Origin of the sequence: Nocardia sp. NPDC057227 (assembly GCF_042669725.1) — a bacterium.
GTDB classification, from domain to species: domain Bacteria; phylum Actinomycetota; class Actinomycetes; order Mycobacteriales; family Mycobacteriaceae; genus Nocardia; species Nocardia asteroides_A.
Window position 1 is genome coordinate 46,771 of the sequence record NZ_JBHUXA010000029.1, and the last position, 18,399, is coordinate 65,169.

Below are 18,399 nucleotides of genomic sequence, written 5' to 3' on the forward strand. Positions count from 1 at the left end.
CGGCGTGGCTGCCGACTTCTCGTTCCGCATCGATGCCAGGCTGCCGGGGCGGCACGGGCGCGCCGGGGTGATCTCGACCCCGCACGGCGAGATCGCCACCCCCGCCTTCGTCCCGGTCGGCACCAAGGCGACGGTCAAGGCGGTGCTGCCGGAGACCGTGGCCGAGCTGGGCTCGCAGGCGGTGCTGGCCAATGCCTACCACCTCTACCTGCAGCCCGGCCCCGACATCGTGGACGAGGCGGGCGGGCTCGGCGCCTTCATGAACTGGCCGGGCCCGACCTTCACCGACAGCGGCGGGTTCCAGGTGATGTCGCTCGGCGCCGGGTTCAAGAAGGTGCTCGCCATGGAGGCGGTCACCGTGCGGAGCGACGACGTGATCGCGCCGGGCAAGGAGCGGCTCGCCACCGTTGACGAGGACGGCGTCACCTTCCGCTCGCACCTGGACGGCTCCGCCCACCGGTTCACCCCCGAGGTCTCGATGGGGATCCAGCACCAGCTCGGCGCGGACATCATGTTCGCCTTCGACGAGCTCACCACGCTGCTGAACACCCGCCGCTACCAGGAGGAGGCGCTGGCCCGCACGCACCGCTGGGCGCAGCGCTGCCTGGACGAGCACGAGAAGCTCACCGTGCGGCGCGCGCACCGGCCCTACCAGGCGCTCTTCGGCGTTATCCAGGGCGCGCAGTACGAGGACCTGCGGCGCAAGGCGTGCCGCGAGCTGGCCGCGCTGCGCGGCGCGGAGGGGTCGGGGTTCGACGGGTACGGCATCGGCGGCGCGCTGGAGAAGGCGAAGCTGGGCGCGATCGTCGGCTGGTGCTGCGACGAGCTGCCGGAGCAGCGGCCGCGGCACATGCTCGGCATCAGCGAGCCGGAGGATCTCTTCGCCGCGGTGGAGAACGGCGCCGACACCTTCGACTGCGTGAATCCCTCCCGGGTCGCGCGCAATGCCGCCGTCTACCACCCGGACGGCCGCTACAACATCAACACCAGCCGGTTCCGCCGGGATTTCACCCCGATCGACGACGAGTGCGACTGCTACACCTGCGCGCACTACACCCGGGCGTACCTGCACCACCTGTTCAAGGCCAAGGAGATGCTCGCCTCCACGCTCTGCACGGTGCACAACGAGCGCTTCACGGTGCGGCTGCTGGATCGGATCCGGGCCAGCATCATCGCGGGCGACTACGACGAGCTCCGCGCGGAGACGCTCGGCCGCTGGGGCACCGGGCGGGCGGCCACGAACTGAGCCGCCCGCCCGCGGCTCACTCTTCGATGGCGGGGTGCGGGCGCGGCCCGTAGTCCTCGTGCTGCTTCAGCCAGGCGATCACCCGGTAGGTGATCGGCAGGACGAGCACCTCGCACAGCGTCTTCCAGAGGAAGCCGACCACCAGGTAGTTCAGGAACTGCTGCCAGGTGTCGATGCCGATGGCACCGGCCGCGATGGCGCAGAAGAGCAGGGTGTCGGCGAACTCGCCGACGATGGTGGAGCCGATCAGCCGGGCCCACAGGTACTTCTCCTTGGTGCGTTCCTTGATCAGCACCAGCGTGGCGGAGTTCAGCAGCTGCCCGACCAGGTAGCCGGCCAGCCCGGCGAGCACCAGCCGCGGCGTCGTGCCGATGACGGTGCGGAACGCCTCCTGGTTCTCGTAGAAGCCGGCGGCGGGCAGCCGGATCGCGATGGCGAAGCAGGCAACGGTGATCAGCAGCGCGGTGAAGCCGTAGAGCACGGCGCGCCTGGTCGCGCGGAAGCCGTACACCTCGCTGAGCACGTCGCCGAGGATGTAGGCGAGCGGGAAGAGGAAGAAGGCGCCGTCGGTGGCGATCGGCAGGATCTGCACCGGTCCGAGCATCAGCGAAGAGCCGGCGAAGAACTCCACGCCCTTGGTGGCGCAGACGTTGGAGATGATCAGGGTGGTGGCGAAGAGCGCCACGATCGGGGTGTAGTAGCCCCGTGCCGCCTGGGCGAATGCCGCATGGCCGGACACGGGGCGCCCAGACCCGTCGTGGTCGTCGAGCTTGGTGGAATCGGTCACGTGCCTCATCAAACCAGGTCGTGGAATACGCTGTAGCCATGACGAATCCCGGCGATTCCGACGAGTGGTGGAAGCAGTACGGCGGCCAGGGCGTGTCGCCCGACTCCGGCGCGCAGAGCTCGGCGCCGCAGTACCCGACCTCCGACCAGCCCGGATACCCGTCGGCGCCGCAGCAGCCGGAGCAGCAGTACGGCCAGCAGCAGTACGGGCAGCCGCCGCAGTACGGGCAGCCGCAGAGCCAGCCGCAGCAGAGCCAGCCGCAGCAGCCCTACCCGGGCCAGTCGTACCCGAGCTATCCGCAGCAACCCGCCGCGCAGCCGTACGGCCAGCCGCAGCCGAACTACGGCGGCCAGGGCTACGCGCCCGGCTACCAGCCCTACGGCTACCAGCAGAACCAGGGCACCAACGGCCTCGCCATCGCCTCGCTGATCGTCTCGCTGGTCGGGCTCTGCACCTGCCTCGGCTCGATCGTCGGCATCGTCCTCGGCATCATGGCGCTGAACCAGATCAAGGAGCGCAACGGCCAGGACGGCCGCAACATGGCGCTGGCGGGCATCTGGATCGGAGTCGGCGGCATCGTGCTGACCGTCGTGTACTTCGTGATCGTGCTGGTCGGGTCGGCCTGACCAGGGAAACGCGCGCGGGGCGCCCCCACCGGTGGTTGGGGCGCCCCGCGTTTCGTTCGGCTGTGGCTACTGCCCGGTCTTGACGACCTGGGTGCCGCCGGCGAACTTGTCGTGCCAGCCCTGCCGGTTCGGGTCGTTCGAGATGGTCACCATGATGTAGATGACCAGGCCGAGCGAGATCAGGCCGCCGACGCAGGGGATCACGTTGGCGAGCATGAACAGGTTGCGCTTGACCGAGGTCTGCGGGTCGATCTTGGCCGCGCCGCCGGGAGCGAGCACCTTGAGGCCGAAGATCTTCTTGCCGAGCGTGGCGCCCTGCGAGGTCTCCAGCGCGACGAAGTAGGCGATGCCGGCGAGCGAGATCAGCAGACCGGCGATGAACTGCCCGACGAAGTTGTCGTAGCCGATGAGCGCCGCGACGATGGCGACCGGGATACCGACGATCAGGTTGTCGATGATCCGGGCCACGATACGGATGCCGAGGTCACCCGGCTGGCCGGGGCCGGTGTAGCCGGGCTGCTGGCCGTACTGCTGACCACCCTGCGGGTACTGCTGCTGCTGGCCGTACGGGTCCTGCCCGTACTGCGGCTGCTGCCCGTACTGTGGCTGCTGGCCGTACTGGGGCTGCTGCTGGCCGTACGGGTCCTGCCCGTACTGGGGCTGCTGGGGCTGCTGCTGGCCGTACTGCTGGCCGCCGCCCTGCTGGGGGTATTGCTGGCCGCCGCCCTGCGGGTACTGCTGCCCGCCCTGCGGATACTGGTTGGGGTCGTACCCACCGCTCGTCATATGTATGTCCTCGTCCGTGATCAGTCGATCGGGTCGAGTGCGTACGTTACGGACATTCCTTCGCTGGCGACAACCTATTCGGGTCCAGTGTCCAGGGATCGCGCGGCAACCGCGCGGGATCGAATCGGGCCAGCGCAGCGGCCGGAGTGTGCCCGGCGAGGCCGAGCGAACCGGCCAGCAGCGCGAAAACCCGCTCCGCGGAATCGCCGAGCGCACGGCGATCGGCGAGCGTCACCGCCCCGTCGCGCTTGGCCAGCCGCTGCCCCGCCGTGTTGCGGACGAGCGGAACGTGCGCGTAGCGCGGCACCGGAACGCCGAGCAGGGTGGCGAGATACGCCTGTCGCGGCGCGGAGGAGAGCAGGTCGTCGCCGCGCACCACCTGGTCGATTCCCTGCGCGGCGTCGTCGAGCACCACCGCGAGGTTGTAGGCGGGGACGCCGTCGCCGCGCAGCAGCACCACGTCGTCCACCGCCCCGCGGTAGCGGCCGTGCAGCTCGTCGACGATCTCGAACTCGGCGATCTCGGCGCGCAGCCGCACCGCGGCCGGTCGCCCCGCGGCCAGGAACTCGGCGCGCTGGTCCGGGGTGAGCGCGCGGCAGGTGCCCGGGTAGGCGCCCTGCGGCGCGTGCGGCGCGGTCACCGCCTGCTGGATCTCCCTGCGGGTGCAGAAGCATTCGTAGGTGCGGCCGGCGGCGGTGAGCCGCGCGACGGCGGCGCGGTAGCGCGGCAGCCGCTCCGACTGCCTGATCACCGCGCCGTCCCAGTCGAGGCCGATGGCGCGCAGATCCGCGAGCTGGCGCTCGGCGGCGCCGGGGCGGACCCGGTCCAGGTCCTCCATGCGCAGCAGGAAGCGGCGTCCGGTGGAGCGGGCGAAGAGCCAGGCCAGGATGGCGGTGCGGAGGTTGCCGAGGTGCAGGTCGCCGGAGGGGCTCGGCGCGTAGCGCCCGGCGCCGGGTGCGCTCATCGGCCGCGCAGTGCCGGGCGGAGGTCGTCCGGGCCGATGGCCGCGCCCTCCGCCAGTCGCGCGAGCAGCGCGCGGGCGTACTCGATGAGCCCGGTGCGGTCGACCCCGTGGTCGCCGCCCTGCTCCGGGGCGTACAGCTCGAGCCGCCCGGCGGCGCGGAGCAGCAGCGTGCGCGCGCCCTTGGCATTGCCGCGCTGGATGTGGGTCAACCCGACCGCGAGCTGGGCCAGCCCCTGCCAGAGCAGCCGCTCGGCGAAGGGGCCGTTCTTCCAGGCCGCCTCCAGCACCTCGTGCGCGTTGAAGGCGAGGCCGTCGTCGAGCAACTCCTGCGCGTAGCCGAGCGTGCGGTCCGGCGGGAGCTCCAGGTCGTCCGGGATCCGCGGCACCCCGACGCTGCCCGGCGGCAGCGGCCTGCCGAAGCTGTCGCGGGGTCTGGCGTTGCGCGCCCTGCCCCCGGCATCTCGTTCGCGGTCGTGCATCCGTCCATCATCCACGGTGTGCCCGGTTGCCCGGTTCGGCCACCCGACGGGATTAAAAATGAACGATCACGAACAAATCACGCCGACTTGGAATGTAGACTTCAAGCGTTGCCCGGTAATGGTGCGAGGCACCTGGCAATGGTTGCGCAACATCCCGAACTGCACCTTTCAGCGCAGGAACGGAGTCGAATAGGTAAGAGGTGAGCAATTTTTCGGCGGACCTGCTACTGTCTAGCACGGGGCCGGCCCTGATCGAGGTGGTTTCCACCTAGGCGACCAGTGCACTCGCGACGCACTGGGATGTTCGACACCATCAACTAATTGACGTACCAGGGTTTTCGCATGCGCGAAGCCCGGTGCCGTGAACGAACTCAGGAATTATCGTTCTCGACGCAGCAAAGGAGACTAGTGCCGTGGAGGTTGATACAACCGGCGCTGTGTGGCGGAAGAGTAGTTACAGTGGGCCCGACGGGAACTGTGTGGAAGTCGCATTCCTGATCGACGGCAACGTAGCGGTCCGGGACAGCAAGGCCGATGGGCATGGCCCGGTACTGGCGTTCCCCCGGGGCGAATGGAACACGTTCCTATCCGGGCTACCCGGTGCGGAATTCCGCCGCCGCTGAACCGGTCGGATTCTCGAGCGGAATGGATGGCCCCGAGCCGGCGGGCTCGGGGCCTTCGCGCGTCCGGGGCCGATAGCCCGCGCTGGCACTCCGTACCGGCGCCGGTAACCTCGGGTCGGTGGAATCGCTGGCGGCGCAGGACGCGACGATGTACTGGCTCTCGGCGCGCGGCCCCACCGATCTCTTCCTGCTCTACTGTTTCGCCGATACCGGGTGCCCCGGCGCGGAACTGCGCGAATTCATCGTCCGCCGCAGCGCGCGCATCCCGGAACTCTCGGTGCGCCTCCGGCGGACCCCCGCCGACCTGAACCAGCCGTTCTGGACGCCGTCACAATTCCATTCAGAACAATTCCGGCAACATGAGATTCCCGATCCTGATTGGCACGGGGTGTCGCGTGCGCTCGGGGCCCTGCTCGGCGGCCGGGTCGAGGCCGCGGAGTTTCCGTGGCGGCTGCACGTCTTCCGCGGGGTACGCGGTGTCCCTGGAACGGGTGCCACCGGCGAATCCGCGCTCGTCGCGGTGCTGCAGGTGTCGCACGCGCTGGCCGACGGCCGCGGCGCGGCGCGGCTCGCGCGGCAACTCTTCGGGGTCGAGGAGCCGGTCGCCGCTGCACGTGCGGATGTGCGCGCGGCCGGAGTGTTGCGCGCGCTGACCGGTATGGGGCGCTACCCCTGGCGGGTGGCGGCGACGGTGCTGCGCGGCATCGGAGCGGCCAGGGCGGGGCGGGAGCTGGCTGCCCGCACGGCTGCGGGGGAGATCCCGCCGCCCGGCCCCCGCTATCCGCCCGGACCGTTGAACCCCGCCGCGCTGCCCGCCGGACACGTCGCGCGGGTGCTCGTGCTGCCCGCCGACGAACTGCGCGCGCCGGACCGCACCGTCACCGCGCTTGCCCTGACCGTCGTCTCGGTGGCGCTCGCCGGGTACCTCGCCGAGTGTGGGCACGAGGTGCGGCGGCTCGGCGCGCAGGTGCCGGTAGCGATCCCGGCGGGGGCGGGCGGGCGGAACAATTTCCGCAGCGTCGGCGTCGAGCTGCATCCCGAGGTGCCGGAGCTGCGGGTGCGCTCGGCGCTGATCGCCGCGGAGCTCGCCGCGCGGCGCACCAGGGCGGTGCACCCGCTGCTCCTGGCGCAGGATCGGGTGACGGCGGTGCTGCCCGCCGCGGTGCTGCGCCGGGATATCGAGCGGTACCCGGCGGCTGTCGTGCCGAGCGAGATCACCGGGCACACCGTCGTCTCCAGCGTGCACCGCGGTCCGGCCGACCTCGGCTTCGGCGGGGGAGCGGTGCACTGGACCGCCGGGTTTCCCGCGCTGGGGAGCGTCATGCACCTGACGCACGGCGTGACCGGACTCGGTGCCACCGTCACGCTCTCGGTGCACGCCGACCCGGCGGTGCTGCCCGACCCGGATCGATACATGGAGCTCCTGGCCGCGGCGGTGGCCGAAGTCGGCGCCGCGCACCGGGATTGATCAGCGCAGCTGCCGGATGGCCGGGCACGTCGGCGCGGGGTCGATCAGCGGAGCCGCCAGGTGCCGTGCACGTCCGTGCCGTCGACCCGGACACTCGCGCCGTCCATGAGCGCACGCGCGGCGGCGTTCTCCGGGGTCGTCGTCGCGACCATGCGCCGCGCCCCGGCGCGCAGCGCCTCGGCCCGCAGCAGCGCGACCACCGCGCGGCCGACCCCGCGGCCGCGCGCGCCGCGGCCGAGCCAGATGCCGGTCTCGAATTCACCGGCACCGGTCGGCCGCAGCCGCGCCGCGCCGACCACCGCCGCCGACTCCAGGACGACGAAGGTCAGCTCGACCGGCTCGGCGGCAAGTCCGCGCGCCCGGTGGAAGGCGAGGAAGGCGGCGCGGCGCTCCGCTGTCCACCCGGGTTGACCCGGTACCGGCGGCATGACCTCGAGCGGGTCGGCATCGGCGACCGCGGCGGCGAGCAGCGCGGGCAGCGTGGCCTCGGTCAGCGGGTGCAGCGCGATATCCGGCACGCGGGCCAGCCTGGCCGACCCGGCGCCGCAGCGGCAAGTGGAATTACCAGACGTTCGGCACGCACGGGTTGGGCAGGCTGGAGCCGGCGGCCAGATCGCAGACACCGCTGGTGAAGATCTTGAACGGGGTGGTGACGAGCAGCACGAGGACGCCGATCACATTGCCCTGCTGGATCAGGTACTGCCCGGTGCGCAGCGCGTCGCCCGCGTGGTCGGCGCCGGAGGAGCCGCTGCTGTAGGGGCTGGTGGCGACCGGCGCCGGGGCGGGCTCGATCGGCTGCGCCATCGCGCCGGAGGCGGTGGCGACCAGGGCTGCCGCCGCGACCGAGGCGGCGGTGAGACGAAGGCTTGTACGCATCATTGCGCTCCTCTGCTGGAAGAATTGTCATTAACTTAGCAGGTTGGGAGCGCGGTGGAAGACTCAATCGGCAGGGAATTCGCGGTCACTTAAGCAGCTTGGCGGTGACATGGAAAAGGCCCGGGCCGGGAACTGGTGTTCCCGGCCCGGGCCGCTGCGGAGGATAGGGGATTTGAACCCCTGAGGGCGTTAACCCAACCCGCGTTCCAGGCGAGCGCCATAGGCCACTAGGCGAATCCTCCGTGCAGCAGCATAGCGAACGGGGCGCCGACCACCCAAACCGCCCCGGATTGGGCCGCGGCGGGCACGGGCCGCTACACTGGCCGACGGATCCCGCGCGGCGCGCATCCTGTGAACTCCCCCAGGGCCGGAAGGCAGCAAGGGTCAACGGGCTCTGCCGGGTGCGCGGGGTCCCCTTAATCCTCTTCCCGGCGCGGCGATCCGGCCGCCCGTTCTTCACTTCCGGCCGTGCCAACGGCACCCCACGCGGCGCCGGTCTCGAGTAACGTGAGCGGCGCTTCCACCCCCACGCTGCTTGAAAGGCTGCTCAGGATGTCCCGGCAAACGCAGATCGGTTTGATGAGCCCCGAGGAACTGGTGTCCGAGCACGAGACCCAGGCCGCGAATTACGCGAAGCTCCAGACCGAGAAGCTCACGCTGGACCTCACCCGCGGCAAGCCCGCCCCGGAGCAGCTCGACCTCTCGGCGCGGCTGCTCACCCTGCCCGGCGCGGGCGACTTCCGGGACGGCTCCGGCACCGACTGTCGCAACTACGGCGGCCAGCACGGCCTGCCCGAGCTGCGCGCCATCTTCGGTGAGCTGCTCGGCATTCCGGTCGCGAACCTGATCGCGGGCAGCAACGCGAGCCTGGAGATCATGCACGACGTGCTGGTCTTCGCGATGCTCTACGGCACCCCGGATTCCGAGCGGCGCTGGGCGAGCGAGCCCGTGGTGAAGTTCCTGTGTCCAAGCCCCGGGTACGACCGGCACTTCGCGATCACCGAGAGCCTCGGCGTCGAGATGATCCCGGTGCCGACCGGCCCGGACGGGCCGGACACCGCACGGATCGCCGAGCTGGTCGCGGCCGACCCGGCCATCAAGGGGCTCTGGGCGGTGCCCAACTACTCGAACCCGAGCGGCGTCGTCTTCTCCGAAGAGGTTGCGCGCGCGCTGGTCTCGATGCCGACCGCCGCGCCGGACTTCCGGCTGCTCTGGGACAACGCGTACGCGGTGCACCCGCTCACCGACACCGCGGCGCCGGTGCTCGACGTGCTCGGGCTGGCCGCTGCGGCCGGGAACCCGAACCGCCCGCTGGTCTTCGCCTCCACCTCCAAGATCACCTTCGCCGGCGCGGGGGTCAGCTTCTTCGGCGCGGCGACGCCGAATCTGGAGTGGTACCTGAAGCACGCCGGGAAGAAGAGCATCGGCCCGGACAAGATCAACCAGCTGCGGCACCTGCGCTTCTTCGGCGACGCGGATGGCGTGCGGGCGCACATGCAGAAGCACAGGGAGATCCTGGAGCCCAAGTTCGCGCTGGTGCTGCGGATTCTGGAGGACCGGCTCGGCGCGTCGAAGGTGGCGTCCTGGACCGAGCCGAAGGGCGGCTACTTCATCAGCCTCGACGTGCTGGAAGGCACCGCGGCCAGGGTGATCGCGCTGGCGAAGGATGCCGGAATCGCGCTCACCGCGGCGGGTTCCGCGTTCCCGTACAAGAAGGATCCGGAGGACAGGAACATCCGGATCGCGCCGAGCTTCCCCGGGCTGCCCGAGCTGGAGCAGGCGATGGAGGGGCTGGCCACCTGCGTGCTGCTGGCCGCCACCGAGAAGCAGCTGGCCAACTGAGCCCCGGCGGGCGGCGGCACGCGGCCGCCGCCCGCGCGGGCGGCTACGCGCCTTCCGGCTTGTGCGCGAACACCGCGAACATGGTCACCGAGAGGTGGATGTCGCCGGTCTCGGCGCCGCGGGCGAGTTCGGCGAGCAGCTCGTCCCGCTGCGCCTCGGTGATCCGGCCGCGGGCCACCGCCATGGCCGAGATCTTGGTGACCAGCGAGCCCGCCGCGGCCGCCCGCTCCTGCACCAGCGCGTGCGAGCCGATGTCGTCGATGTGCAACCCGGCCTTGGTGAGCAGGCCGGGGAGCCTGCGCCCGGAGAGCGGGTTGGTGGTGCTGGCGAGCAGCGTCTCGATCACCTCGCGGGTGATGTCCCGCGCGCCGGGGTGCAGGATCGCGGTGCCCCAGTCCACGTCCGTCACCACCGCGCGACCGCCCGGCCGGAGCACCCGCTCGATCTCCCGCGCCGCGCGCAGCGGGGTGGTCAGATGCTGGAACACCCGCTCGCAGAGCACCGCGTCGAAGGAGTTGGCGCGGAACGGGACGCCGTAGGCGTCGCCGGGGTGGAACTCCGCGTGCGCGCCGAGCTCGGTGGCGCGGCGCTGCGCCGAGGCGAGCAGGTTCTGGTCCGGCTCGACGCCGACCGCGGTGCCGGTGGGGCCGACGGCGTCGGCGAAGGCGAAGACCTCCGAGCCGGTGCCGGAGCCGATGTCGACCGCGCGCTCACCGGGGGCGAGCGCGAGCGCCTCGTGCGCCCAGCTGCGCAGCCGGTGGATGCCGGGCAGGGCGGCTTGCAGGTCGCGAACGTCGACCAGCTGGTCGTGCCCTTCGCGGTCGAATCGATCCGGTCGCAGCCCGTCGGTGGTCATGGTGTGCTTCCCGTCCGTCTGTGGCGCCGTCGGCTGTGGCAGGGGCGTCGTCTGAGGCATGGGGCGAGCCTACGTGTGGCGTGATGATCGCGCGCGGCCGGTTTGTGAGGTGGGTCACCAGGAATTCGCCGGGGTGCGGAGTGCGATGATGGGGGCGCCCGCCCCGATCGAGGAGTACCGATGAGTCGCACGCTCTGCCTGGCCCAGGAGCCGGGGGCCGACGAACTGCTCAGCGCCGATCACTTCGCCACCCTGTTCGGCATGCTGCTCGACCAGCAGTACCCGATGGAGCACGCCTTCCGTGGGCCGAAGAAGATCGCCGATCGGATGGGCGGGTTCGACATCCACCGGATCGCGGAGGCCGACCCGGCCGAGTTCGAGGAGCTCTGCGCGACGCCGCCCGCCATCCACCGGTACGGGCGGTCCATGGCGCGCCGCGCCCAGGACCTGGCCCGCTACCTCATCGAGCACTACGACGGGCGCGCCGAGCAGCTCTGGACCGCCGGTGCCCCGGACGGCGCGGAGGTGCTGCGCAGGCTGCGCGAGCTGCCCGGATACGGGGAGCAGAAGGCCAAGATCTTTCTCGCGCTGCTCGGCAAGCAGCGCGGGGTCGAGCCCGCCGGCTGGCGCGAGGCCGCCGGGGCGTACGGCGACGAGGGGTCGCGGCGGTCGGTGGCGGATGTGACCGACGGCGAGACGTTGGCGCAGGTGCGCGAGTTCAAGAAGCAGGCGAAGGCGGCGGCCAAGGATGCCGCGGGCGCGGCGCCCGCCAAGAAGACGGCCGCGAAGGTGCCGGTGAAGAGCGCGGCCGCGAAGGCGCCGGTCAAGAAGGCGGCCGCGAAGGCGGCGGTCAAGAAGGCGCCAGTGAAGAAGGCCGCCGTGAAGACGGCGGCCGTGAAGAAGGCGACGGCGAAGCGGACAATCGCGACCAAAAAGACGGCTGGAGCGAAGCGGGCCGGCGCCGAGTAACCGCCCTGTCCCGGGCGCTCGAAGCAGACCGCAGCGGAATATTTCGCGCGGCGGAATACTTTCGCTCGGATGGAAACGCAGTCCGCCCGAACGACCTCGGACCCATTGGAATCGTGCTGCTTTTTTCCCTCGTCGTGTGACCCTCCCGTAACACATGCTTTCCGGCGAAAGCTCTACGAGATGAGGGAAGCTCCATGAGGATGAGGAAGCTGGCCGTAGTCGCGGCCCTGGTCACCACGGTGACCGGCGTTGTGACCGGCACCGCGGGGGCAGCGCCGCAGGCACCCGCCGAGTCCGGCGGCGTCAATTTCACCGCGCACGCCACCGACACCCAGTCGATCATCTCGATCGACCAGGGCTCGCTGGTCGTCGAGGACAACGAGTTCCGCGTCAAGGCGCCGAACGGCACCGTCGTGGCCGGCACCGCGCTGAATTTCCGTATCGACGAGTTCGAGTTCCCGATCGCCGCGAATATCGCCGGGAATTCCGCCACCCTGACGCCGCTGCTCGACGTGGCGCACGCGCAGTACAAGCCGGTCGCGCTGCCCTACGAGGACAAGGCGCCGTGGAAGAACGAGTACGACCGTGAGGTCGCGGCCTGGACCAGGCTGACCAGCACCATCGCCGCCGGCGCCACCATCGGCACCCTGGTCGGCGGCCTGGTCGGCGGCGCCGCGGGCTGCGTGCTCGGCGGCATCGCGGGCGCCACCGTCGCCTCGGCCACCATCGTCGGCCTGTTCGGCCCGTTCGTCCCGGCCGCGGTCATCGGCTGCTTCGGTGGCGTCATCGCCATCGGCGCGCTCGGCACGCTTGCCGGTCAGTTGCTCGTCACCGCTCCGGTGGCGATCGCCGCGGTGATCCAGTACTTCCAGACGGTCAACGCGCCGGCCCCCGCGCCCGCCAAGTAGGCAGGCGCGCGCCCCGCGCGGCCGTGCCGGAGATCCGCTCCGGCGGGGTCGCGCAACCCCACCACGAAGCCCCGCCCGGTGACTCACCCACCGAGCGGGGCTTCGTGCTGTCCGGAGAAGGTGTGGTATCCCACCCTCCTGACGAAAACTATTCTCACCAGCCGTGATTCGGCACCGGAATGAATCCGATCGGAAGGTATTACCCGGTTTTTCCGCACCGAAAGCTTGGTGGGGCCCGTGCTCCGGTGTTACCGTCTAGTTATGCCTGCCAGCCGTACCGCCGCCCCGAAGGTCACCTACGTGACCTTCGCGCTCGGCCTTCGGCTTCCGCTGACTCGGGAACTGTGTTGTTCCCGCCGCCGCGGCTGAGCCCACACCCAGGGCTTGTGCTGCCTCGTTGCCGCACCCCGTAGGTATCCGTCCCGATCGGGACATTGCATAAGGATTCACGATGTCGTCTTCCACGATGTCCACCCGTACCGCCGAACGAACCTCGCGGTCCGCGTCGACTACTGCCCGTACGCGTACCCAGCGCCCCGTCGTGACCCCCGAACTGCGGGTCGCCGACAATCCAGCCGCCGCGGTGCTCCGCGCGGCGACCACCGGCCCGGTCTCCCGTGACGACGCTGCCAGGAGCACCGGCTCCAGCATCGCCACCGTGAACCGGCAGGTCTCCGCGCTGCTCGCGGCCGGCCTGCTGCGCGAGCGGCCGGACCTCACCGCCGCAGGCGCCGTCGGCCGCCCCCGGGTCCCCTTCGAGGTGGACCACGAGAAGTACCTGACCCTCGGCATCCACATCGGCGCCGCGGCCACCAAGATCGTCGCCGCCGACCTGCGCGGCCGGATCCTCGGCGGCCTCGCCATCGCCACCCCGCAGACCGGGCAGCAGTTCGCGGTGAACACCGTGGCGCGCAGCGCCCGCGCCTTCCTGCAGCGCTGGCACCGGCGCAAGCCGCTCTGGGCGGGTGTCGCCATCGGCGGCCGGGTCGATCCGCTCACCGGCGTCGTCGACCACCCCAAGCTGGATTGGCACGGCGCCGCCGTCGGCTCGGTGCTCGGCGAGGTGCTCGAGCTCCCGGTCTCGGTCGCGCCGCACGTCGAGGCCATGGCCGCCTCCGAACTGCTGCTCCCGGTTCCGGATTCGGCCCGCGTCGGCGAGAAGCCGGGCCGCAAGTCGGCCGGCGACAAGGGCCCGGGCCAGGGCAGCAGCCTCTACTTCTACGTCCGCGAGACCGCGGGCATCGCCGTCACCCTCGACGGCCGGGTGCACACCCCGAGCAACGGCCCCGGCTCCATCGCGCACCTGCCCACCGGCTCGGACGTGCGGTGCAGCTGCGGCCGGACCGGCTGCCTCGAGGTCACCGTCGGTGATCGCTCGGTGCACGCGCGCGCCGTCGGGCGCGGGATCATCCCGGCGCACAACGGAACCGGCGGCACCACCATCGCCGACCTGTACCGGGCCGCGGAGGCGGGCTCCGAGCCCGCGCGCGAGCTGCTCGCCGAGCGCGCCACCATCCTCGGCCACACCGTCGCGCTCGTCCGGGACATGCTGAACCCGGACCGGGTGGTTCTCGGCGGCCAGGCCTTCACCGCCTACCGCCCGGCCGTGACGCACGTGGCCAAGGCCTTCCAGCAGGGCAGCCAGCTGCCGCCCACCGATATCCGGATCAGCGGATTCGGCGGCAAGGTGCAGGAATTCGCCGCGGTGGTGACCTCGCTCAGCGTGCTCTACGCCGATCCGCTCGGCGCCGTCCGCCGGCTGCAGGCCTGAGGCGCGCGGCACCCGCTCAGCGGGTGGCGCCGCCGAAGAGCCGCTCCAGCGCGGTGATGAAGTAGGGGAAGTGGCTCGCGAAGCGGCGCAGGTCGCGATCGCGCTCGAAGCCGCCGAACCAGTAGAGCCCGGGGTCGCCGTCGGCGGTCGGATCGAGATCGCCGAACACCCGGATCCAGTTGTCCCCGCGCCCGCCGACCACCGTGAAGGGCAGGGCCCGGGAGAACAGCAGCTCCTGCTGATCGACCGGGACGTCCGCGCGCCGGACCTGCTCCAGCCCGCGCTGCATGGCGCGGAGCTGGGCCGCCAGCTCGCGGCCGCGGTCGGTGCGCAGCGGCAGCCTGCTCGGCAGCAGCAGCGCGGCCACCCCGCCGAGCGCGATGGCGACGCCGACCAGTGCGTGCCCCGCGGTCAGCGCGAGCACGACGGTCACCGCGGCGCCGACCGCGATGAGCGCCGCACCGAGGTAGCGCGGCAGTGCGCGGCCGCGCGGGTCGGTGAAGGTGCCGCGCGCGACGGCGTCGGCGATCAGCCCGGCGCGCAGGGCGTCCAGCGACATCCGGCCGGGGGCGCTGAGCTCGGAGAAGCGGACGGTGTCCGCTCCGGCGGGCAGCAGCGTCTCGTAGACGATCCGCTCGTAATCGCGCAGCTGGTCGTCGGCCGGGTTCACCCGCTCGATCCGCCAGTCCGCCTCCGCGATCCGGGTGATCCGCAGGTAGCGGCGGACCGCGAGGTCGACGACGGTGGCGGCGAGGTCGACCGGGTCGGCGTGCTCGTCGAGCAGCAGCCCCGCCTCGCCGGGCAGTACGCCCTCCGGCGAGGTGAACTGCACGGTGCTGCCCTCCCGCAGCAGCGGATCAATGACCCGGGTGCCGTCGTCGGCCACGCCGCGCCGCGCCCGCAGCACCAGCGCCGCCATGCCTGCCAGCGCGGCGAGCAGCACGCCGAAGGCGATCAGCGCGGGCGCGGAGAGCGCGAACGGCGACCGGCCCGGCTCGGTGACGTCGGCATTGGCGGGCACCGTGTTCGGCGGCAGCTGCAGCCGCAGGTCGATGGCGTCGCCGCGCTGCAGCCCGGTCTGCTCCAGGTACAGCACGCCGTCCGGCTCGATGTGCACGTCCGCGCAGGGCCTGGTTGCGCCGATCGGGCCGAGTTTGCAGTCCACCAGCGCCATTTGGTAACTCGGCGCGACCACCGTGGCGCTGATCGACGAGACGTCGGCGTTCAGCAGCCCGACCCAGTTGAAGACCTGGCTCTCCGGCGCGACGCCGACGGTATTGCGTACGTGGTAGCGGAAGGTCGACTCGCCCGGGTTCGCCTCGATGGTGAACCGGTCGTCGGCGAAGGTCGTCGTCCCGGTGCCCTGCGTGGCCACGTCGGTGACCTCGAAGCGGCGCTCCCTGCCGTCGCCGAGATCGAGCCGCAGCGGCAGCGACATCGTGAACTGGCCGCCGTCCGGCACCGAAATCGTCTCGACCACCTCGAGCACGCCGTCCCGGTTCAGCGTCAGATCGGCGATGATCGCGGCGCCCGGCGCGGGCTGGGCGGCGGCGAGCGGCGCGGCGGCCAGGGGTGCGGCCGCGGCCAGGAGCAGGAGTGCGGCTCGGGCGCCCCCCCGAAAACTCAGCATGGCTGGATACTCTAGACGGGTTGCTATCCTTCGTCGGCGGCTGTTGAACCTGTGAAGCGGAGGGGGACGGTGGAGTGACTCGACCTCCGCACGGTCATGGCCCGGTGTCCGGAGGTCAGGGGCCGTACGATCCCTACGGGCCGCCCCCGGGGCAGCGCCCGCCGCAGGGCTATCCGCAGCAACCCGACCAGCGCAGGCCGCCCGGCTACCCCGCGCCTCCGCCGGGCTATCCCGGGCACTCCGCACCGCCGCCGGGTTATCCTGCGCCGCCGCCCGGGCGGCCGAGTTCGGCGCAGGGGCGATCCGATCGGTCGCCGGGCTACGCGCCGCCGCAGGCGTATTCGCAGCAACGGCCGCAGCCCTACGGCGCGCCGCAGCCGTACGGGGCGCCGCAGCCGTACGGGGCGCCGCAGCCCTACGGGGCGCCCCCGCCGTACGGCAGGCCGCCCGCGCCCTACGGCCCGCCGGGGCGCCCGAACCGGCCGCGCAAGTCCGGTGGCGGCAAGATCGTCTTCACCGTGCTCGCGGTCGTGCTCGCGGTGGTCATCGGGCTGGTGCGGCTCGGCGCCGCCGCGCACACCGCCGACCAGTCCACCGGGCCGGACCCGAGCTTCGGCTACCAGCCGCCGGGCGAGACCGCGAGCGGCCCGGCCGAGACCGCCGCCAACCCGCTGCTCACCGACACCTCGGCCACCCTGCTGCCCGCCGACTGCGACTACGCGCCGTGGGGCACCGGGGTCGAGGTGGCGCGCACCTTCTTCGAGACCGCGGCCGGGTGCCTGGCGGACGCCTGGCGCCCGGTACTGACCGAGGCCGGCCTCCCGTTCGCCGACCCGGCGCTCTCGATCACCGCCTCCACCGCGGGCGTCACCACCCCGTGCACCGGCACCACCAGCGAGTTCGCCGCGTTCTACTGCCCGGCCAACCAGACCATCTACATGCCGATCAGCCAGCTGCAGACCGACATCTTCAAGGACAACTGGGTGGTCTACCTGTCGGTCTTCGCGCACGAGTACGGCCACCACGTGCAGGCGCTGAGCGGCATCCTGCGCAAGGCGAACAGCGACCGGGTGGACGCCGGGGTGCGCAGCACGCAGGGGCTGGAGCTCTCCCGCCGGGTCGAGCTGCAGGCCAACTGCTTCGACGGCATGTTCATCGGCAGCTCGTCGGAGGCGGGTTCGCTGAGCTCCACCCAGCTCAACGTGGCCAGGCGCGACGCCTACGGCCGCGGCGACCAGGCGGGCGACATGCGCGACCACGGCACCGCCGAGAACGGCGGCGAGTGGTTCGAGACCGGCGTCGAGCAGAACCGCACCGCCCGCTGCAACACCTTCACCGCCGCCGCGGGGCAGGTGAACTGAGCCCGGTCAGCGCGCGGCGAGCAGTCGCCGAGCCAGCGGGCCGGGCGCGGGCAGGTCGTCCGGGGTGGTCAGCCAGCCCGCGGTGACCAGCCAGAGCCGCTGCACGTGCGCGTCGGCGGTGTCGAAGAAGACCCGGCGGCCGCGGTTGTCCCGCAGGTCGTGGGCGAGCGTGTTCCACCGCGGCGAGCGGTCGTACCTGGTGCGGTGGTCGTCGGCGAAGCGCGCGACCAGGGTGCCGATCGTCTCCACCGGCTGCAGCGAGACCCGCTGCCCGTACTTGGCGGCGTGGAAGCGGCGGCCGGCGCAGAGCGAGCGCGGGCTGGTGTTGTAGGCGATCCAGCCCGCCCGCTGCGCCCGCTCCAGCAGCCAGAGGTGCCGCACGGAGGTCGGCGCGACGTCGCCGACGTGCTCGCGGACCGCCGTGTGCACGGCGGGGGCGTCGAGGACGTCGCGGCGGGTGGGGCCGGTGCCGTGCCGGATCCAGTGGTCGTGGGTGAGCCGGGCCAGGATGCGCCCGAAGTCGTCGATGCCGCACTGCGCGAGCTCGCCGAGCCGTGCGGTCCGCTCGGCCTCGCCGCGCAGCTCCCGGTGCGCGATGTGGGTGCGGACCGCGGCCAGCGTCGGCACCTCGCCGTGCTCGAGCAGCTCCAGGATGGCCGCGGCGGCGGCGGGCTCGGCGGCGGCGGTGATCGGGAGCGGCTCGCGCTCCGGCGCGAACTCCGGCGGATCGATGGCCCGGCTCAGCAGGGCGACCGCGGAGCGGTCGGCGGCGAACTCGGTGCGCGCGAGCCAGGCTGCGGCGATGGTGTCACACGACGGCACGGCGATACACACTCCTCGTCGAATCGGTGGCGATCGTGTCGCCGCTGGATTCCGTGGTGGCGCTGAATTTTCCGGGGATCAATCCACGATAACCAGCAAATTGCACGCCAGCCGCTCGACAAACCTGATGCGCGCGGGCGGTAAAGAGAGGGGTAAACCGGCCTTGGGTCGGCTTGGCGAGCTGTCGGGTGGTTCCCATCGGGTGAACGGTGGCCGAACGATTGTCGGCAGCGGGTGATTGCTCCCCGATAGCCCGAAGTGGTGTGCCCCGGGTCCGGGAAAAGGGTTCATGCAGCACTGTGATTTACATCACTAGTTACGCTTCGCGGTGCGCCGGATCGCTTTCCGGACAGGCGGAGCGCGGCTGGCCCGCTGTCGGTGGCCG

18 protein-coding genes, 1 tRNA gene, 1 other RNA gene and 1 pseudogene are annotated in these 18,399 nt (G+C 71.7%); 10 read left to right on the forward strand and 11 right to left on the reverse strand.

All coding sequences use genetic code 11. The annotated features are described in order from the left end of the window. Window positions 1-4: 4 nt before the first annotated feature. On the forward strand, window positions 5-1,246 hold the full coding sequence (gene tgt / locus ACFUJ1_RS29425; RefSeq protein WP_378650574.1) for a tRNA guanosine(34) transglycosylase Tgt: 1,242 nt from the start codon (window positions 5-7) through the stop codon (window positions 1,244-1,246). 16 nt (window positions 1,247-1,262) lie between these two features. Here the strand turns inward: tgt and ACFUJ1_RS29430 are convergent, their stop codons facing one another. Next, window positions 1,263-2,042, reverse strand: coding sequence for a queuosine precursor transporter (locus ACFUJ1_RS29430; protein ID WP_378650575.1), 780 nt, complete (start codon window positions 2,040-2,042; stop codon window positions 1,263-1,265). Between the two features lie 29 nt (window positions 2,043-2,071). Between ACFUJ1_RS29430 and ACFUJ1_RS29435 the strand changes: the two genes are divergently transcribed. After that, window positions 2,072-2,659, forward strand: a complete 588-nt coding sequence (locus ACFUJ1_RS29435; RefSeq protein ID WP_378650576.1) for a DUF4190 domain-containing protein — start codon at window positions 2,072-2,074, stop codon at window positions 2,657-2,659. A gap of 66 nt (window positions 2,660-2,725) precedes the next feature. On the opposite strand, the gene ACFUJ1_RS29440 is transcribed toward ACFUJ1_RS29435, so the two are convergent. The 3 genes from ACFUJ1_RS29440 to ACFUJ1_RS29450 are packed head-to-tail and all read right to left on the reverse strand — an operon-like array spanning window position 2,726 to window position 4,888. Beyond that, window positions 2,726-3,445 carry an RDD family protein gene (locus tag ACFUJ1_RS29440; protein ID WP_378650577.1) on the reverse strand — a complete coding sequence of 240 codons (720 nt, stop codon included), beginning with the start codon at window positions 3,443-3,445 and terminating at the stop codon, window positions 2,726-2,728. 46 nt (window positions 3,446-3,491) lie between these two features. Beyond that, entirely contained in the window at window positions 3,492-4,409 is a 918-nt protein-coding gene (gene gluQRS, locus ACFUJ1_RS29445; RefSeq protein WP_378650578.1) for a tRNA glutamyl-Q(34) synthetase GluQRS, read from the reverse strand. Then, a complete protein-coding gene (locus ACFUJ1_RS29450; RefSeq protein ID WP_378650579.1) occupies window positions 4,406-4,888 on the reverse strand; it encodes a DUF309 domain-containing protein in 483 nt (160 codons plus the stop codon). The genes gluQRS and ACFUJ1_RS29450 overlap by 4 nt, the downstream gene beginning before the upstream one ends. A 437-nt stretch (window positions 4,889-5,325) precedes the next feature. On the opposite strand from ACFUJ1_RS29450, the gene ACFUJ1_RS29455 reads away from it, so the two are divergent. After that, entirely contained in the window at window positions 5,326-5,511 is a 186-nt protein-coding gene (locus ACFUJ1_RS29455; RefSeq protein ID WP_378650602.1) for a DUF397 domain-containing protein, read from the forward strand. 118 nt (window positions 5,512-5,629) lie between these two features. Next, entirely contained in the window at window positions 5,630-6,979 is a 1,350-nt protein-coding gene (locus ACFUJ1_RS29460) for a hypothetical protein (RefSeq protein WP_378650580.1), read from the forward strand. A 44-nt stretch (window positions 6,980-7,023) separates the two neighbouring features. Here ACFUJ1_RS29460 and ACFUJ1_RS29465 read toward each other — a convergent pair whose 3' ends face one another. The 3 genes from ACFUJ1_RS29465 to ACFUJ1_RS29475 form a co-directional block, all read right to left on the reverse strand. Continuing rightward, complete coding sequence (locus ACFUJ1_RS29465) at window positions 7,024-7,497, reverse strand: GNAT family N-acetyltransferase (RefSeq protein ID WP_378650581.1); 474 nt, start codon at window positions 7,495-7,497, stop codon at window positions 7,024-7,026. Window positions 7,498-7,540: 43 nt separating this feature from the next. After that, on the reverse strand, window positions 7,541-7,858 hold the full coding sequence (locus tag ACFUJ1_RS29470) for a hypothetical protein (RefSeq protein WP_378650582.1): 318 nt from the start codon (window positions 7,856-7,858) through the stop codon (window positions 7,541-7,543). A gap of 154 nt (window positions 7,859-8,012) precedes the next feature. Continuing rightward, a tRNA-Ser gene (locus ACFUJ1_RS29475) sits at window positions 8,013-8,097 on the reverse strand. Window positions 8,098-8,180: 83 nt separating this feature from the next. On the opposite strand from ACFUJ1_RS29475, the gene ffs reads away from it, so the two are divergent. Beyond that, an RNA gene (gene ffs, locus ACFUJ1_RS29480) (signal recognition particle sRNA small type) lies at window positions 8,181-8,275 on the forward strand. A gap of 132 nt (window positions 8,276-8,407) precedes the next feature. Continuing rightward, complete coding sequence (locus ACFUJ1_RS29485; RefSeq protein ID WP_378650583.1) at window positions 8,408-9,697, forward strand: aminotransferase class I/II-fold pyridoxal phosphate-dependent enzyme; 1,290 nt, start codon at window positions 8,408-8,410, stop codon at window positions 9,695-9,697. Between the two features lie 43 nt (window positions 9,698-9,740). Here the strand turns inward: ACFUJ1_RS29485 and ACFUJ1_RS29490 are convergent, their stop codons facing one another. Then, a complete protein-coding gene (locus ACFUJ1_RS29490) occupies window positions 9,741-10,553 on the reverse strand; it encodes a methyltransferase domain-containing protein (protein WP_378650603.1) in 813 nt (270 codons plus the stop codon). Between the two features lie 180 nt (window positions 10,554-10,733). On the opposite strand from ACFUJ1_RS29490, the pseudogene ACFUJ1_RS29495 reads away from it, so the two are divergent. The 3 genes and pseudogenes from ACFUJ1_RS29495 to ACFUJ1_RS29505 form a co-directional block, all read left to right on the forward strand. Then, a pseudogene (locus ACFUJ1_RS29495) lies at window positions 10,734-11,309 on the forward strand (HhH-GPD-type base excision DNA repair protein); the annotation flags it as partial. Window positions 11,310-11,716: 407 nt separating this feature from the next. Further along, entirely contained in the window at window positions 11,717-12,430 is a 714-nt protein-coding gene (locus ACFUJ1_RS29500; RefSeq protein WP_378650584.1) for a hypothetical protein, read from the forward strand. A 466-nt stretch (window positions 12,431-12,896) separates the two neighbouring features. Then, entirely contained in the window at window positions 12,897-14,201 is a 1,305-nt protein-coding gene (locus tag ACFUJ1_RS29505) for an ROK family protein (RefSeq protein WP_378650604.1), read from the forward strand. A gap of 16 nt (window positions 14,202-14,217) precedes the next feature. Here ACFUJ1_RS29505 and ACFUJ1_RS29510 read toward each other — a convergent pair whose 3' ends face one another. After that, window positions 14,218-15,831: a DUF2207 family protein gene (locus tag ACFUJ1_RS29510; protein WP_378650585.1), complete on the reverse strand. Its 1,614-nt coding sequence runs from the start codon at window positions 15,829-15,831 to the stop codon at window positions 14,218-14,220. A 104-nt stretch (window positions 15,832-15,935) separates the two neighbouring features. Between ACFUJ1_RS29510 and ACFUJ1_RS29515 the strand changes: the two genes are divergently transcribed. Next, the gene (locus ACFUJ1_RS29515; RefSeq protein WP_378650586.1) at window positions 15,936-17,192 is read left to right on the forward strand and encodes a neutral zinc metallopeptidase; all 1,257 of its coding nucleotides are present in this window, start codon (window positions 15,936-15,938) and stop codon (window positions 17,190-17,192) included. Between the two features lie 6 nt (window positions 17,193-17,198). Here the strand turns inward: ACFUJ1_RS29515 and ACFUJ1_RS29520 are convergent, their stop codons facing one another. Both ACFUJ1_RS29520 and ACFUJ1_RS29525 read right to left on the reverse strand, forming a co-directional pair. Continuing rightward, window positions 17,199-18,014, reverse strand: a complete 816-nt coding sequence (locus ACFUJ1_RS29520) for a hypothetical protein (RefSeq protein WP_378650587.1) — start codon at window positions 18,012-18,014, stop codon at window positions 17,199-17,201. Next, window positions 18,001-18,213 carry a hypothetical protein gene (locus tag ACFUJ1_RS29525; RefSeq protein ID WP_378650588.1) on the reverse strand — a complete coding sequence of 71 codons (213 nt, stop codon included), beginning with the start codon at window positions 18,211-18,213 and terminating at the stop codon, window positions 18,001-18,003. Before ACFUJ1_RS29525 ends, ACFUJ1_RS29520 begins: the two co-directional genes overlap by 14 nt. Between the last annotated feature and the right edge of the window lie 186 nt (window positions 18,214-18,399).

What these genes read in the sequence shown, in the direction of transcription:
- ACFUJ1_RS29430 (WP_378650575.1), bottom strand. Translation starts at nt 2,042, where the DNA reads ATGAGGCACGTGACCGATTCCACCAAGCTCGACGACCACGACGGGTCT.
- ACFUJ1_RS29435 (WP_378650576.1), top strand. Translation starts at nt 2,072, where the DNA reads ATGACGAATCCCGGCGATTCCGACGAGTGGTGGAAGCAGTACGGCGGC.
- ACFUJ1_RS29440 (WP_378650577.1), bottom strand. Translation starts at nt 3,445, where the DNA reads ATGACGAGCGGTGGGTACGACCCCAACCAGTATCCGCAGGGCGGGCAG.
- gluQRS (WP_378650578.1), bottom strand. Translation starts at nt 4,409, where the DNA reads ATGAGCGCACCCGGCGCCGGGCGCTACGCGCCGAGCCCCTCCGGCGAC.
- ACFUJ1_RS29450 (WP_378650579.1), bottom strand. Translation starts at nt 4,888, where the DNA reads ATGCACGACCGCGAACGAGATGCCGGGGGCAGGGCGCGCAACGCCAGA.
- ACFUJ1_RS29470 (WP_378650582.1), bottom strand. Translation starts at nt 7,858, where the DNA reads ATGATGCGTACAAGCCTTCGTCTCACCGCCGCCTCGGTCGCGGCGGCA.
- ACFUJ1_RS29485 (WP_378650583.1), top strand. Translation starts at nt 8,408, where the DNA reads ATGTCCCGGCAAACGCAGATCGGTTTGATGAGCCCCGAGGAACTGGTG.
- ACFUJ1_RS29490 (WP_378650603.1), bottom strand. Translation starts at nt 10,553, where the DNA reads ATGACCACCGACGGGCTGCGACCGGATCGATTCGACCGCGAAGGGCAC.
- ACFUJ1_RS29500 (WP_378650584.1), top strand. Translation starts at nt 11,717, where the DNA reads ATGAGGATGAGGAAGCTGGCCGTAGTCGCGGCCCTGGTCACCACGGTG.
- ACFUJ1_RS29505 (WP_378650604.1), top strand. Translation starts at nt 12,897, where the DNA reads ATGTCCACCCGTACCGCCGAACGAACCTCGCGGTCCGCGTCGACTACT.
- ACFUJ1_RS29510 (WP_378650585.1), bottom strand. Translation starts at nt 15,831, where the DNA reads ATGCTGAGTTTTCGGGGGGGCGCCCGAGCCGCACTCCTGCTCCTGGCC.
- ACFUJ1_RS29525 (WP_378650588.1), bottom strand. Translation starts at nt 18,213, where the DNA reads ATGGGAACCACCCGACAGCTCGCCAAGCCGACCCAAGGCCGGTTTACC.